Raw genomic sequence first — 15167 nt, 5'->3', positions numbered from 1 at the left:
ACCATGCCGCTGCTCTATTTCCTGCCCCCGCTGGGTGCCGTGCTGATCTGGTCGGGCAACATGACCATCAATCAGCTCACCGTAGGCGCCATCGCCCCCAGCAGCATCGCCTTCCTGCGCTGGTTGCTGGCGCTGCTGGTGCTCACGCCCTTCCTGCTGCCGGCCGCCTGGCGTCATCGCCAAACCATCCGCCGCGAATGGGCCAAGCTCGCCATCCTGGGCCTGCTCGGCATGGGGCTGTGGCAGGGACTGGCCTACGTGGCCGCCGAGACCACCTCGGCCACCAACATGGGCATCCTGGCCGCCATGGTGCCGCTGCTCACGGTGTTGCTCAGTGCACTGATCCTGCGCGAAGCACCCAGCCTCGGCGGCACCGTCGGCGGGCTCGTCGCCCTGTTCGGCGTGCTGGTACTGCTCGGTCGTGGCGACCCGCTCTCGCTGCTGGAACTGGAAGTGGCGCTCGGCGACCTGCTGATGGTGGTGGCGGCGACCTGCTACGCGCTCTACGGGGTGATGCTCAAGCGCTGGCCGCTGGACCTGCCGCCCTGGGTGCTGCTCTACGCCCAGGTGGTGTTCGCCGTGCTGTTCCTGCTGCCGCCCTACCTGATGGGGCCGATGACCCCGGTGGACGGCCACAACGTCTGGTTGATTCTGTATGCCGGCATCCCCGCCTCCATCATCACCACCTATCTGTGGATGCGCGCCATCCGCCAGATCGGCGCCAGCCAGGCCAGCATCTTCATCAACCTGATGCCGCTGTTCAGCGCGCTGATCGCCATGGCCTACCTCGGCGAACGCATTGCCCTGTTCCATCTGGTCGGTGGCGTGCTGGTGCTGGCCGGGGTACTCATGGCCCAGACCCTGACCCAACCGCTCGTCCGCAGAGCCGCCCGCAGCCCATGACGCTCGATACCACACGACTCAACCGGGAAAGGAACTTCTTCGACGCCGACCAGACGCTGTGGCTGTTCGGCTACGGCTCGCTGATCTGGAAGGCCGAATTTCCCTTCCACGAACGCCGCCCCGCCCATATCGAAGGCTGGGCGCGACGCTTCTGGCAGGGCTCTCACGATCATCGCGGCACGCCGGAGGCGCCGGGCCGCGTGGCAACGCTGATCGAGTCGCCCGGTGCGATCTGCCAGGGCATGGCTTATCGCATCGATGCCGAGGTACTCGGCCCGCTCGACGTGCGCGAGAAGAACGGTTACCTACGCGAGCGGGTGACGCTGCATTTCGCCGAGGGCGACCATGCCGAGGGGCTGATCTATCTGGCCACGGCGGACAATGCCGCCTTTCTCGGCGCCGCCCCCCTCGACGAGATGGCCCACCAGATCGCCGCCGCTCACGGCCCCAGCGGCGCCAACCGCGACTACCTTCTGCATCTGGCCGATGCTCTGGAAGAGCTCGGCGCCGAGGACCGGCACGTCTTCGGGCTGGCAGCGCGTGTAAGAGGCATAACAGAGGCATAATAAGTTAAGTTAGGTAACGAGCGGCCGATATCCCTTCCAGAGCACCATGATCGAGAACGGTGCCAGCGATGGGGGACCGGCCGTGAAAGACACCTTATTGAGCGCCGTAGAGGCCGACCTGCTCAGGCCCTGGTATCGCCTGCGCTTCAGCCCTGCGGTAGAGGCCCGCTTCGAGGCCGACACCTCCGCCCGGCGCAGCCGTCTCTTGGTGATCGCCGGCCTATTGGCGCTGGTCATCTACAACCTGTACATCTTCAATGACTATGTTATCAGGCCCGAATCCCTGCTGACCGCGGCCTGGCTGCGTTTCGGCCTGATGACGCCCTTGGGCCTGGCGGCCCTCTACGCCGTCTACCGCGGACTCTCGCCGATCCTGCGCGAGGCGACCATGGCGGCCACCATCGTCATCGCCATGCTGCTCTCCAGCGTGAACTTCTACCTCTCGGATTCCCCCTACTCGTTTCTCGATACCTTCTCGTTCGGCTTGATCCTGTTGGTGGGGAACATCGTCTTCTCGTTGCGCTTCGGCTTCGCCCTGGCCTCATCGCTGCTCTGCGCCGTCATCATGACGAGCTTCGTGATTCCCTATGGGCATACCGACAATGCCGTGAAGATCAACACATTGGTCGTCTTTGCCTCGAGTGCCGTCTTCACGCTGCTGGCCAACTACCGACTGGAGTTCAGCGAGCGCCAGGCCTATCTGCTGCTGCTGCGTGAACGACTCGGCAACGAAGCCACGCTGCAGGACAACCAGACCCTGGCCAGGATCTCGACCACCGACCCCTTGACCGGGGTGGCCAATCGTCGCCATTTCGACGAGGTGTTGGCGCAGCGCTGGAACGAGGCCATTGCCGAGCGAACGATGCTCGGCATGCTGGTTCTCGATATCGACTGCTTCAAGAACTACAACGACCGCTATGGTCATCTCGAGGGAGACGTCTGCCTGCGCCAGGTTGCGCAGGAGATACAGCACCATGTGCGCCACGAGCTCGACCTGGTGGTGCGCTATGGCGGCGAGGAATTCGTCGTGCTGATGCCCGACGCCTCGGCCTCCTCGGCGTTCCAGGCCGCCGAGCGTATTCGTCAGGGCATCGAAGCCCTGGCCATACCCAACGCAGGCGTACCCCACTCAGCGGTGGTCACGATCAGCATCGGTGTTGCCGTGGCCCGCCCCACCTCAGCCATGCCGCCCTCGACGCTGCTGTCGCTAGCCGACGAAGCGCTCTATCAGGCCAAGCGCGAAGGGCGTAACCGCTGCGTACTGGCGCAGCTACAGGAAGGCGGCCCCTCGACACAGGCGCAGCGGAACATGCCTCATGCCGAGCCACTGCCGGCACCCGATGCCGAGACGAAGCGCTGAGGCTACAGGAGGTACATGCGCAGCGGCATCCATAGCCCCATGGCGATCATGATCAGATTCTCGGTGAGCGACACGAAGCCGAGCGGCACCTTGCTGTCGCCACCCACGCAGGCGCACTTGAGTTCTCGCTTGTCGATGTAGACCGCCTTGAACACCGAGACGGCGCCCACCGTGCCGATGAACAGCGCCACGGGAGCGGCCAGCCACACCAGCGCCCCGGCCAGCATCAGAATGCCTGCCAGCGTCTCGGCATAGGGATAGACGTAGCCATAACGCACCTGGCGCTGAGCCAGCAGGTCGTAATTGAGAAACATGGTGCTGAAGCTCTCCACGTCCTTGAGCTTCTGCAGCCCCAGCAGGGTCATGGCAATGGCCACGAAGTACTCCGGCATTCTCGCGCTCACCAGCGAGCCGGTTGCGGCCCAGCTCACGGCGAAGCCCATCAGCAGCGCCGTGGCGAACAGCGCGATCACCGGCTGGTAGGTGGTCTCATCCTCGCCCGGCGAATCCAGCCCGAAATGCTCGCGCAGCTCGTCGTAGCCGCCGATACGCTGGCCATCGATGAAGGCCTGGGGCGTGGTATCGACGCCCTGCTCTTCCTTGAACGCCTCCGTCTCCTCCCGCGTGGTCAGATGGTGATCCTCCACCTCGAAGCCCTTGCGCTCCAGCAGGTCCTTGCTCTTCAGGCCGAAGGGGCACAGGTGCTCTTGCATGACCATGCGGTATAGCTTGGCCTGCTTGCCCTGCCCCACTGACTGTCCTTGAGCCATGGCATCTCTCCTTGGGTGCATTCACCCCCAAGGGTAGTCAATGGAGCCGTCAGCGAATCCCCGCCCGCAAGAACGACTGCACGAACTGGCGCTGGAACAGCAGGAAGGCGACCAGCAGCGGCGCGATGCTGAGCAGCGTGGCGGCGCTGACGGTGGCCCAGTTGACGCCGGTTTCCGGCGCCGAGAAGATGCCGAGCCCCACGGTGAGCGGGCGGCTCTCCACCGAGTTGGTGACCACCAACGGCCACAGGAAGTTGTTCCAGTGATGGCTGATCGAGACCAGGCCGTAGGCCAGGTAGGTGGGCTTGGCCAGGGGCACGTAGACCTTGAGCAGGATCGCCATCCAGCCGCAGCCCTCCACCCGGGCGGCCTCCTCCAGCTCGCGGGGGATGGTCTTGAAGGTCTGGCGCAGCAGGAAGATGCCGAAGGCGCTGGCCACGTAAGGCAGGCCGATGCCGGTGATGGTGTCGACCAGCCCCAGCCCACTGGCGATACGGTAGTTCTCCACGATCAGCACCTCGGGGAACACGAACAGCTGGATCAGCACCAGCATGAACAGCACGTCGCGCCCGGGAATGGGAAAGCGGGCGAAGGCGAAGGCTGCCAGGGTGCAGACCACGAACTGCGCCAGCACCACCCCGGTGACCAGCAGGAAGGTGTTGAGGTAATAGCGGGCAAACGGCGCCTGGGCCCAGGCGTTGGCGAAGTTGTCCAGCGTGATCGGAGCGAACAGATCGAAGCGCACCATGTAGGCCGGCGGATGGAAGGCGGCCCAGATGGCGTAGAGCAGCGGAAAGATCCAGATGATGGCCAGCAGCCAGGCGGCCGTGGTCTCGAGACTCGGCACGCGCAGGGCGAAGCGGCTGGCGGCGGGGCTGATGGCTCGGTTCATTGCGCGGTTCATTGATAGTGCGTCCTGCGGTCGATCACGGTGAACTTGAGCGTGGCCACCACCGCCAGCACCAGCAGGATCACCACGGTGATGGTGGCGGCATAGGTGCGGTCGAAGAACGAGAAGGCATTCTCGTAGACGTAGTAGAGCAGCAGGTTGGTGGCGTTGTTGGGCCCGCCCTTGGTCAGGATGAACAGGTGATCGACCACCCGCACGGCGTTGATCAGGGCATTGATCAGCACGAACAGCGTGGTCGGCATCAAGAGTGGGAAGGTCACCCGCCAGAAGAAGCTCCAGCGGCTGGTGCCCTCCAGGTCCGAGGCCTCCTTCAGCTCCGGCGGGATGCTCTGCAGCGCCGCCAGGTAGAAGATCATGAAGAAGCCGGCCTCCTTCCATACCGTCATCACGATCACCGAGGTCAGCGCCACGCTGGGGTCGCCCAGCCAGTTGACCCCGGAGAGCCCCAGCGCGCCGAGCAGCTTGTTGAACAGGCCGATCTGCGGTGCATAGAAGAACATCCAGATGTTGGCCGCGGCGATCATCGGCAGGATGGTCGGGGTGAAATAGGCCATACGCACGAAGCCGCGCCCCGGCAGGCGGGCATTGACGAACAGCGCCATGCCCAGCGCCAGGGCGATGGAAGTGGGAATGGTGCCGAGGGCATAGATCAGGTTGTTGCGCGCCACCCGCCAGAAGGTGCGGTCCTCCACCAGCATGGCGTAGTTCTCCAGCCCGACGAACTCCGGCGGCGCGCCGCGAAAGCCGGGCAGGAAGAAGCTGTTGATCAACGTCGCCACGGTGGGCAGATAGGCGAAGGTGCCGAGCAGCACCGCCGCCGGCAGCAGCAACAGCGCACCGTAGATCTGCATACGTCGGTCGGCATTCTGGATCATCATGGCCCTTCCCGGGGATCGGGGCTATCCGGCGGCAAAGCCTACGAGGAGGCGCTGTGAATCCTTCCCTGGACGCTACATTTGCCCTGCGGCGCTCTCGCATCCTGCTCCGCTTGCAGGGCCGGTGCTGGCCATCCATGGCCAGCCCGTTCGGAGCAATGCTCCTCACCCATGGCAAATGACCTCCTCTTCGACCTTGCCCCCGGCGCCCTTTACTTCTAATGGCTGAGTCAGCAATTCGCTCCCGCAGCCATTTGTCAGTGTTTCCTCAGCGAGAGCGTGCGTAGCGGCGCAACGCCGCGTCAGCCTCCGCCTGGGCCTGCTTGAGAGCTTCCTCCGGCGACATCTGGCCGGTCAGTGCCGCCTGCACGGCGTTGTCCAGCGCCCGGCGCACCCGTCCGCCCTGGTAGGTGGCCAGCTCCGCGGTGGCGTGCTCGAGCTGGTCGCGGGCCACCGCCGCCGGCGCGAACTCCTCGACGTAGTTGCGCAGCGCCTCGGTCTCGTAGGAGGCCGGACTCACGCCCATGTAGCCGGTCTCGATCGACCAGGCCGCGGCGCGCTCGGGGTCGGTCATCCAGCGAATGAAGGTCATCGCCGCGCGCTGCTCCTCCTCGGTGCTGTCCTTGAACAGGTAGAAGTTGCCGCCGCCGGTGGGGCTGCCGCGCTGGGTGTTCATGGGCAACATCGCCACGCCGAAGTCGAAGCCGGCCTCGTTGCGCACCGCGGTGAGGTTGCCGGTGGTGTGCCACATCATGGCGGTGGCCTGCTCGATGAAGTTCTGGCGCAGCGTGCCCCACTCGATGGTGCCGTCGGGCATGGCCTGGTGCTCCTGGGAGAGTGAGACCCAGTACTCCAGCGCCTCGATGGCGGCGGGGTCGTCGAAGTAGACCTCGGTGCCCTCTTCGTTCATCAGCCGGTGGCCGTTCTGGAAGGCGAAGGCCTGGAACATCCAGTAGGGATAGCCGGTGGAGGGCACCATCACGCCCCACTGCTGGCCGTTGCTGGCCTCGCGCACCGCGGCGGCCATCTCCGCCATCTCCTCCCAGTTCTCGGGTGGCGTCTCGGGGTCGAGCCCGGCCGCCTCGAAGGCGTCCTTGTTCCAGTAGAGCACGATGGTGGAGCGCTGGAAGGGAATGCCGTAGGTCTGACCGTCGATCTGGCCGTTCTCCATCAGCCCGGGGTAGAAGCCATCGAGCCACTCACGCTCCTCGTCGGTTTCGATCACCGAGTCGAAGGAGACGATGGCGTCCTGCTCCAGCAGGTCGAACAGGTCGATGGAGAACAGCACCGACAGCTGCGGCGCATTGCCCGCCTCGATGGCCGACATCGCCCGTACCCGGGTGTCGTCATAGTTGCCGGCGTAGATGGCATTCACTGAAATATCCGGATGCTCGTTCTCGAATTCGGCCACCAGACCGTCGATCACGTCGGTCAGGGCGCCGCCCACGGCCACCGGGTAGTACATGGTCAGCTCGGTCTGGGCCTGAGCGCTCAGCGAACCGGCGGCCAACAGCCCGGCCACCGCCGCGGCACCCAGCCTGCCGCCCTTGACGAGACTGCCACCGGCTGGACAGCCACCTGCTAGAGAGAAGCGTGCGTTCATCGTTTCACTCCTGAAGAGTCGTTCCCTGCGGGATAGGACGAGGCTCGCGCCTCGCGGTCTTGGGTCGAAGCGCCGGCAAGGCCCGGCTCGAAGCGATGGCGCCCGGGCGGTGCGGCCAGGTCGTGCCCCGTTATCGCCAGCCGCTGTCCATCGTTTGCATCGAAGAAGTGCGCCGTCTCGCGCCGCCACTGCAGCCGACAGGGCGAACCGGCAGCGAGCGACGGCCTGCCGTCGAGGCGGGCGCGCAGCTGCTGGCTGCCGACCTTGAGCCGCACGATGCTGTCGGCACCGAGGTATTCGGCATCGATCACCTCGGCGGGCACACCGGGAGCGTCGGCCGGCAGCAGGCGGATCTCCTCCGGGCGCAGGCCCAGCCAGTGTCCCTGGGCCTCGTGGGGTGCCACGCTGCAGCGGGGCTCGCCGTCGATCACCGCGCCGTCCGCGGCAGCGGAAAGCGTCACCAGGTTCATCGCCGGGCTGCCGATGAAGCCGGCGGCGAAGGCGCTGGCCGGGCGCTCGTAGAGTTCGCTCGGGGTGGCATCCTGCATGATGCGGCCGTCCTGCATCAGGATCACCCGGTCGCCCATGCTCATCGCCTCGACCTGGTCGTGGGTGACGTAGATCACCGTCATGCCGAGCCGCTGCTGCAGCGCCTTGATCTCGCGACGCATCTCGCCGCGCAGGCGGGCGTCGAGGTTGGACAGCGGCTCGTCCATCAGGCAGATGGGGTGTTCGGAGATGATCGCCCGGGCCAGCGCGACCCGCTGGCGCTGGCCGCCGGAGAGCTGGGCCGGCTTGCGCTCGAGATAGGCTTCGAGATCGACCAGTTGGGCCACCCGCGCCAGCCGCTCGCGGCGCTCGGCCTTGGGCACCTTGCGGCTACGCAGGCCGAAGACGATGTTGTCGGCCACGCTCAGGTGGGGAAATAGCGCGTAGGACTGGAACACCATGCTGATGCCGCGGTCGCCCGGCGGCAGATGGGTAACGTCGCGCCCGCCGATCTCGATGCGACCGGCAGTGGCCTGTTCGAGCCCGGCGATCATGCGCAGCGTGGTCGACTTGCCGCAGCCCGAGGGGCCGAGCAGGATGACGAACTCCCCCGGCGCCACGTCGAAGCCGATGGCGTCGACGGCAGCGGTATCGCCCCAGCGCTTGCTCACGGCCTCGAGCCGGATGCGCTGGTGATCTCGCATGGGGACGTGCGAGCCGGATGGCTGGCGCTGCGGGCTCTGTTCCTGCCCCTGATTATTGTTGTCTGGGTTCATACTGCTTCCGCGTTGCCCGTGAAGGCGTGGCATGGCTGTCATCGACTCTCCCGAAACTCAGCGTAGCCGCTAATTCGACGAAGTGCGGCCATGCTGACGACTTTCGATGACAGCGCCATGACACGGTGACGACTCGGCCATGTTACGGAGGCAGCGAGCCCGGCATGCTAGACTGCTGGCTTTCCCCTGATCAGGAACCGAGCGCAATGTCCCTTGAAGACCTGCACCTCAATCTCCGCAACCTGACGCAGGACGATTACCCTCAGCTCAAGCAGCTGATGGATGCCGTCTACGACGACATCGGCGGCGCCTGGCCGCAGCACTCCATCGACCGGCTGATCCAGGAGTTCCCCGACGGCCAGATCGCCATCGAGGATGACGAACGGCTGGTGGGCGTGGCGCTCACCGTGCGGGTCGACTACGACGAGTTCTCCAACCCGCACAAGTACGACGACCTGGTGGGCAACCGCGAGATCATCTTGAACGACCCCGAAGGCGACGCCATGTACGGGCTGGACGTACTGATCCACCCCGATTACCGCGGCTACCGCCTGGGCCGTCGCCTCTACGAGGCGCGCAAGGAGCTGTGCCGCTCGCTCAACCTGCGCTCGATCCTGGCCGGCGGGCGCATTCCCCAGTATCACGAGCACGCCGAGGAACTCTCGCCCGCCGAGTACATCGAGCGGGTGGCGCGCAAGGAGATCTACGACCCGATTCTCTCCTTCCAGCTGGCCAACGATTTCCAGGTCAAGCGACTGCTGCGCAAGTACCTGCCCGAGGACGAAAAGTCCCAGGGTTACGCCACCCTGCTGGAGTGGAACAACATCCTCTACGAGCCCGCCGAGCGGGTGCTGGAGAACCGCCCCACCCAGGTGCGCGTGGGCGCCGTGCAGTGGCAGATGCGCGAGTGCGCCTCGGTGGAGTCGGTACTGCAGCAGGTGGAGTATTTCGTCGATGCCATCTCCAGCTATCAGAGCGATTTCGCGGTGTTCCCGGAGCTGTTCAATGCCCCGGTGATGGGCCTGCAGGATCGCGCCACCCAGCAGGACCAGCTCGCCGCCATCCGCTACCTGGCCGGCTTCACCGAGCAGTTCAAGACCGAAATCTCGCGCATGGCGGTCTCCTACAACATCAACATCATTGCCGGCTCGATGATCGAGGTGGGCGAGGACGACCGGCTCTACAACGTCAGCTACCTGTGCCATCGCGACGGCGACGTCGAGAAGCAATCCAAGCTGCACATCACGCCCCAGGAGCGCCGCGAGTGGGTGATCGAGGGCGGCGACGAGCTGCGCGTGTTCGAGACCGATGCCGGTCGTGTCGGCATCCTGATCTGCTATGACGTGGAGTTCCCCGAACTCGGCCGGCTGCTGGCCGATCAGGACATGGACATCCTGTTCGTACCGTTCTGGACCGACACCAAGAACGGCTACCTGCGGGTGCGCCACTGCGCCCAGGCGCGGGCCATCGAGAACGAGTGCTACGTGGTGCTGTGCGGCAGCGTGGGCAACGTACCGTCGATCCGCAACCTGGACATCCAGTACGCCCAGTCGTCGGTGTTCACGCCCTCGGACTTCGCCTTTCCCCACGACGCGGTGCTCTCCGAGACCACGCCCAATACCGAGATGGTGATCTTCTCCGACCTCGACCTCACCCGGCTCACCGTGGTGCGCGCCGAGGGCTCGGTGACCAATCTCAAGGACCGGCGCAAGGATCTGTTCGACCTGCGCTGGCGCGACTGGTCGTGGAAGTCCGGCTCACGCCAGGAAGAGAGCTGACGCCATGTTTCGCCGCCTGCGCCGCTGGCGGGCCGAGCGCTTCGAGGCCCGTCATCCATTTCCCGAGGCAGCCTGGGCCGAGGCCCGCTCGCGCCTGCCGCTGTTGACCTTTCTCGGCGACGAGGAGGCCGAGCGCCTGGGCCGGCGCGCCTGGCACTTCCTGCATGCCAAGCGCACCAGCATGCATCCCGATCTGGCCGCCCACACCACTTTCGACGAGCCCGCCCAGCTCGCCCTGGCGGCCCAGGCCTGCCTGCTGACGCTGGGCTGGTCGGACGACGACCATGACGAGGCGTTCAGCGGCTTCCACGAGATCCTGATCCTGCCGGAAGCCTTTCACCGTCAGGTGGAGGAAATGGACGAGTTCGGCGTGATGCACGCCTACGAGGACGAGCGCGCCGGCGAGACCTCGGCCCAAGGGCCGGTGGTGCTGGCCTTCCCCGACCTGATGGAGAGCGGCGACTTCAGCGGCTTCAACGTGGTGATACACGAGCTGGCCCACAAGCTCGACATGGGCAATTCGCTCGACGTCGACGGCTTCCCGCCGCTGCCCCGGGATATGGACCCCAAGGAGTGGCACCGCGTCTTCACCGCGGTGTGGGACGACCTGCAGACGCACCTGGAGCGCGGCGAAGAGCCGCCCATCGACGACTACGCCGCCACCCACCCCGGCGAGTGCTTCGCCGTATGCTGCGAGGCCTTCTTCTCCGCCCCGGACGTGCTCAGCGGCGCCTACCCTGAGCTCTATGACCTGCTCACCCGCTACTTCCGTCAGGACCCGTTGAAGCGTCTTCCACCGCTCGAGCTCGAGGAAGCCTAGACTCTGCCCTGCTCCAGCAACCCGACCAGCTCCGGCACCGCTTTATCGGCATGGCCGGCATCGCTGGCCTGGCGATAGAGTGCCAGTACCGCTTCGGCCACTCCGCCCTCGGCGGCGAGGTCCTCGGTCATGGTGCGGTAGTAGCCGATGTCCTTGAGCGCGTTGGCTACGCTGAAGCGAAATCCCGAAGGGTCGCCGGCTTCGAGGTAGGGGCGCAGCCGCTCCAGCACCACGCCCCCGCCGCCGCCCTTGCCCAGCACGTCGAGCAGCGCCGCATCGTCGATGCCGGCCCGGCGCGACGCCGCCGCGGCTTCGGCCAGCACCGCGGTGAAGCCCAGCGAGACGAAGTTGTGCAGCAGCTTCAGGGTATGCCCCGCCCCCACCGGCCCGGCGTGGGCGATGTTCTCGGCGAAGCATTCGAGCAGCGGTCGCACCTCGGCGAACAGCGCCTCGGGCGCGCCGACGATCAGGTTCAGCCGCCCCTCCTCGGCCTCCTTGGGCGTGCGGGTCATGGCGGCGTCCATGAAGCGCCCGCCGGCGGCCTCCACCCGGGCGGCAACTCGTTCGGTGGAGCTCGGCAGCGCCGTGGAGCAGTCGATCACCAGCGTGCCGGGCGCCAGCCCCTCGAGCACCCCGCCCGGTTCGAACAGCACCGCTTCCACCTGGGGCGAGCCGGTGACGCAGAGGATCACCACCTCGGCGGCCTCGGCCACCTCGCGTCCGCTGCCCTTGGCCACCCCACCGGCGCCGAGCAGGTCTTCCACCGGCTGGTTGCCCGGATGATCCAGAAAGCAGAGCGCATGGCCACCGCGCAGAATGTTGGCGGCAATGCCGTGCCCCATCAGGCCGACCCCGATCAGGCCGACCCGGCGTGTCTCTTTCATGACCTTCTCCTAGCTTACGAATGAGCGGCTCAGCCGTGCTTGATCGCCACGGTCTTCAGCCGAGTGTAGCTGCGCAGCCCCTCGAAGCCTTTCTCGCGGCCGTGCCCGGAGCGCCCCACGCCACCGAACGGCAGCTCGATGCCACCCCCGGCGCCGTAGTTGTTGATAAAAACCTGACCGCTGCGGATGCCCTTGGCCAGACGCAGCTGACGGCCGCCGTCGCGGGTCCACACACCGGCACAGAGGCCGAAGTCGGTGGCGTTGGCCAGGCGCAGCGCCTCGGTCTCGTCGCGGAAGACCTGTACCGCCAGCACCGGGCCGAACAGCTCCTCGCGCAGCACGGCATGGCCAGCGGGGATGTCGGTGAGCAGGTGGGGCACCACGAAATGGCCGCCCTCGGGGGCTCCGGCGGCCAATGCCCCCTTCGCCGCCACGCGCACACCGTCGGCCTGGGCGGCTTCCAGGCGTGCCTCCAGGCCGGCCTTCTGGCGCGCATTGATCAAGGGGCCGCAGTCGGCGTTGGCTTCGCCGGCATCGCAGCGCAGCGCCGAGAAGCGCTCGACCAGCTCGCCCAGCACCGCCTCGGCGCAGCTCGCCTCCACCAGCAGGCGACTGCCGGCCGAGCAGGTCTGGCCGGCGTTCTGGATGATGGCGCGCACCACGGCATCCAGCGCGACGTCCATGTCGGCGTCGGCGAAGACGATCTGCGGCGACTTGCCGCCCAGCTCCAGGGTCACCGGCACATGGTGCGCCGCGGCGGCCTGGGCCACCTGAGTGCCGGTCTCGGGCGAGCCGGTGAAGGAGAGATGATCGATGGCCGGGTGCGCAGCCAACGCCGCGCCCGCTTCGCGCCCCAGCCCCGGCACCACGTTGAGCACGCCGGGCGGCAGGCCCGCCTCGCAGGCCAGTTCGGCCAGGCGCAGCACGCTCAGGCAGGCGTCTTCGGCTGGCTTGAGCACCACGCTGTTGCCGGTGGCCAGCGCCGCCGCCACGCAGCGTCCGAAGATCTGTGCCGGATAGTTCCAGGGGATGATCTGTGCGCACACCCCATAGGGCTCGCGCAGGGTGAGCACGGTGAAGCCTTCGTCGAAGGGCAGCGTCTCGCCATGCAGCTTGTCGGCACCGCCGCCGTAGAAGCGGAAGTAGCGCGCGCAGGCGCGAATGTCGGCCTCGGCCTGGCTCATCGGCTTGCCGGTATCGGCGCACTCCAGCGCCGCCAGGTTGGCGTGGTCGGCGTCGATGGCGTCGCCGAACTGCAGCAGCCACTCGCCGCGGCGCTTCGCGCTCCAGCGTGCCCACTCGCCAAGGCTGCCGGCGAAGGCGCGGCGCGCGGCGTCGACGGCCACCATCACCTCCTCGGCCTGACAGCGGGCGATCTGGGCGATGGTCCGGCCGCTGGAGGGCGTCTGCACGTCGAGCAGCGCCTGGGTCGGCACCCATTCGCCACCGATCAGGGCGTGTCGGGGCGGTATCACGGGTAGAACGGTCATACATCCTCCTTGTCGTTGTCTTTGTCCTTGAGGTCGTTTCTCAGTAGACCAGTCTCACCAGACCCAGCGAGATCCACGGCATGTAGGTGATCGCCACCAGGCAGGCCAGCACCACCAGCACGAAGCGCACCAGCCAGGGCAGCATCTGATCGATGGAGATCTTGGCCACCGCGCAGGCGGCGAACAGGTTCACCCCCAGCGGCGGCGTGATCATGCCCAGCGCCAGGTTGACCACCATGATCAGACCGAAGTGCACCGGATGGACGCCGAACTGGATGGCAATGGGCGTCAGGATCGGCGCCAGCACCAGGATGGCGGCGGAAGTCTCGATGAACATGCCGACGATCAGCAGCAGCACGTTGACCGCCAGCAGGAAGGTCATGGGGCTGTCGAACACACCGGTCACCCAGCCGGCGATATGGCCCGGCAGGCCCGTCCGGCTGATCAGGAAGCTGAACAGCGAGGCCGCAGCGATGATCAGCATCACCGCGGCGGTGGAGATCACGCTCTGGCGCAGGATCGGCCACAGGTCGGCGACCTTGAGCTCACGGTAGTAGAGCCCGCCCACCAGCAGGGCGTAGAACACTGCCACCGCCGAAGCCTCGGTGGGGGTGAATACGCCGCCGTAGATCCCGCCGATCACCACCACCGGCATCAGCAGTGCCGCCCAGGCGCGCTTGAACGAGATCACGAAGCTGGTGCTGTCCTTGTGGTCCTCCAGGCCGAAGCCACGCACCTTGCAGAACAAATAGAGGAACAGGATCAAGGCGGTGCCGATGAGCAGGCCCGGCCCCACCCCGGCCAAAAACAGCTGGCCGATGGAGGTGTCGGTGCTCACACCGAACAGGATCAGCGGGATCGATGGCGGGATCAGCACCCCGAGCTCCGCCGACGAGGCCTGGATCGAGGCCGCCAGCGGCTTGGGGTAGCCATGGCGCACCATGGCCGGAATCAGGATGGCGCCGATGGCGAAGGTGGTCGCCACGCTGGAGCCGGACACCGCGGCGAACATCATGCAGGTCAGTACGCAGGTCATCGCCAGCCCGCCCTGCACGCCGCCGACGATGGATTTGGCCAGGTCCACCAGGCGCTGGGAAATGCCGCCGGCGGCCATCAGATTGCCGGCGAGAATGAAGAACGGGATCGCCATCAGCGGGAACTTGTCGATGCCGATGAACATCTGCTGCGGCACCAGCAGCAGCGGCAGCCGGGTGAAGAACTCGATGCCGATGATCGAGGCCAGCATGATCGACACGGCGATCGGCACGCCGAAGGCGAACAGGATGATCAATGACAGACCGATGACCAGGTTCATGAGCGCGGCCCTCCGCGCTCGACGTCCTCGGCGGTCTCGGGCATGGCACGGCGCAGGTCGTGCATCTCCACCTCGGCCTCGCCCAGGTCGGGCCCCACCGCCTCGCGGCCGGTCAGCTGGGCCAGCAGCCGGGCGATCACCGAGACGATGGCGAAGCCGGCGCCGATGGGAATGGCGGCATAGGCGTAGGCCATGGAGATGTTCATGCCCGACATGGTCTGGTTGGCGACGCGCCGGGTCATGAGGATGCCGTAGTGGACCAGCACCGCCAGCACCAGCAGGCAGCACAGCACGATGGCGATCTCGAGCACCAGCAGTAGGCGCTGCGGCACCACCTTGTAGATCGCCTCCACGGCCATCATGTAGCCACCGCGAAAGGTCGCGGCCGCGGCCATGAACACGCACCAGATCATCGCCGTGCGCGCCGCCACCTCGGTCCAGGTGGAGGGCGCATTGAAGACGAAGCGGGTCAGCACCTGATAGAAGCTGAACGACACCGATACCACCAGCATGACGACGGCGACGACCATGGCCAGGCGCGTCAGCTGACGTTCGAAACGAAGAAAGAGATCCACCATGGGCTCACGATTCCTGCCGACGCGCTCCCGCTATACACCGGGAGCGCAGT

At 66.4% G+C, this 15167-nt stretch carries 14 protein-coding genes; 5 read left to right on the top strand and 9 right to left on the bottom strand.

What is annotated here, in order from left to right:
• The first annotated feature begins 3 nt into the window (after nucleotides 1-3).
• From C4S71_RS13430 to C4S71_RS13420, 3 genes are all read left to right on the top strand, one after another.
• Nucleotides 4-903, top strand: coding sequence for a DMT family transporter (locus C4S71_RS13430; protein ID WP_103969475.1), 900 nt, complete (start codon nucleotides 4-6; stop codon nucleotides 901-903).
• Nucleotides 900-1469, top strand: coding sequence for a gamma-glutamylcyclotransferase (locus C4S71_RS13425; protein WP_103969474.1), 570 nt, complete (start codon nucleotides 900-902; stop codon nucleotides 1467-1469). Before C4S71_RS13430 ends, C4S71_RS13425 begins: the two co-directional genes overlap by 4 nt.
• An 82-nt stretch (nucleotides 1470-1551) precedes the next feature.
• Nucleotides 1552-2829, top strand: a complete 1278-nt coding sequence (locus C4S71_RS13420) for a GGDEF domain-containing protein (protein ID WP_235014383.1) — start codon at nucleotides 1552-1554, stop codon at nucleotides 2827-2829.
• A 2-nt stretch (nucleotides 2830-2831) separates the two neighbouring features.
• Here the strand turns inward: C4S71_RS13420 and C4S71_RS13415 are convergent, their stop codons facing one another.
• The 5 genes from C4S71_RS13415 to C4S71_RS13395 all read right to left on the bottom strand — a co-directional run bounded on the left by C4S71_RS13415 (nucleotide 2832) and on the right by C4S71_RS13395 (nucleotide 8180).
• Nucleotides 2832-3599 carry a MauE/DoxX family redox-associated membrane protein gene (locus C4S71_RS13415; RefSeq protein WP_103969472.1) on the bottom strand — a complete coding sequence of 256 codons (768 nt, stop codon included), beginning with the start codon at nucleotides 3597-3599 and terminating at the stop codon, nucleotides 2832-2834.
• A 49-nt stretch (nucleotides 3600-3648) separates the two neighbouring features.
• Nucleotides 3649-4491, bottom strand: a complete 843-nt coding sequence (locus C4S71_RS13410; protein WP_086511768.1) for a carbohydrate ABC transporter permease — start codon at nucleotides 4489-4491, stop codon at nucleotides 3649-3651.
• Nucleotides 4492-4499: 8 nt separating this feature from the next.
• Nucleotides 4500-5387 (bottom strand): carbohydrate ABC transporter permease, encoded by an 888-nt coding sequence (locus C4S71_RS13405; RefSeq protein WP_191223641.1) that lies wholly within the window; start codon nucleotides 5385-5387, stop codon nucleotides 4500-4502.
• A gap of 265 nt (nucleotides 5388-5652) precedes the next feature.
• Nucleotides 5653-6987, bottom strand: coding sequence for an ABC transporter substrate-binding protein (locus tag C4S71_RS13400; protein WP_234239489.1), 1335 nt, complete (start codon nucleotides 6985-6987; stop codon nucleotides 5653-5655).
• The gene (locus C4S71_RS13395; protein WP_235014422.1) at nucleotides 6984-8180 is read right to left on the bottom strand and encodes an ABC transporter ATP-binding protein; all 1197 of its coding nucleotides are present in this window, start codon (nucleotides 8178-8180) and stop codon (nucleotides 6984-6986) included. Before C4S71_RS13395 ends, C4S71_RS13400 begins: the two co-directional genes overlap by 4 nt.
• Nucleotides 8181-8458: 278 nt before the next feature.
• Here C4S71_RS13395 and C4S71_RS13390 point away from each other — a divergent pair, with 278 nt between their 5' ends.
• Nucleotides 8459-10030, top strand: a complete 1572-nt coding sequence (locus C4S71_RS13390; RefSeq protein ID WP_010626918.1) for a bifunctional GNAT family N-acetyltransferase/carbon-nitrogen hydrolase family protein — start codon at nucleotides 8459-8461, stop codon at nucleotides 10028-10030.
• Nucleotides 10031-10034: 4 nt separating this feature from the next.
• Nucleotides 10035-10850: a M90 family metallopeptidase gene (locus C4S71_RS13385; protein ID WP_103969470.1), complete on the top strand. Its 816-nt coding sequence runs from the start codon at nucleotides 10035-10037 to the stop codon at nucleotides 10848-10850.
• Here the strand turns inward: C4S71_RS13385 and C4S71_RS13380 are convergent.
• From C4S71_RS13380 to C4S71_RS13365, 4 genes are read right to left on the bottom strand one after another with little or no spacing between them, the layout of a single operon-like run.
• On the bottom strand, nucleotides 10847-11734 hold the full coding sequence (locus C4S71_RS13380; RefSeq protein ID WP_103969469.1) for an NAD(P)-dependent oxidoreductase: 888 nt from the start codon (nucleotides 11732-11734) through the stop codon (nucleotides 10847-10849). The genes C4S71_RS13385 and C4S71_RS13380 overlap by 4 nt on opposite strands.
• A gap of 29 nt (nucleotides 11735-11763) precedes the next feature.
• The gene (locus C4S71_RS13375; RefSeq protein WP_103969468.1) at nucleotides 11764-13224 is read right to left on the bottom strand and encodes an aldehyde dehydrogenase family protein; all 1461 of its coding nucleotides are present in this window, start codon (nucleotides 13222-13224) and stop codon (nucleotides 11764-11766) included.
• A 40-nt stretch (nucleotides 13225-13264) separates the two neighbouring features.
• Complete coding sequence (locus C4S71_RS13370; protein WP_086511775.1) at nucleotides 13265-14539, bottom strand: TRAP transporter large permease; 1275 nt, start codon at nucleotides 14537-14539, stop codon at nucleotides 13265-13267.
• The gene (locus C4S71_RS13365) at nucleotides 14536-15117 is read right to left on the bottom strand and encodes a TRAP transporter small permease (protein ID WP_103969467.1); all 582 of its coding nucleotides are present in this window, start codon (nucleotides 15115-15117) and stop codon (nucleotides 14536-14538) included. The genes C4S71_RS13370 and C4S71_RS13365 overlap by 4 nt, the downstream gene beginning before the upstream one ends.
• Nucleotides 15118-15167 lie beyond the last annotated feature (50 nt).

The organism is Billgrantia desiderata (assembly GCF_900108215.1).
Lineage (GTDB): Bacteria > Pseudomonadota > Gammaproteobacteria > Pseudomonadales > Halomonadaceae > Halomonas > Halomonas desiderata.
Note: the sequence above shows the minus strand (reverse complement) of the source record. Positions and strands in the feature narration are given on the sequence as shown.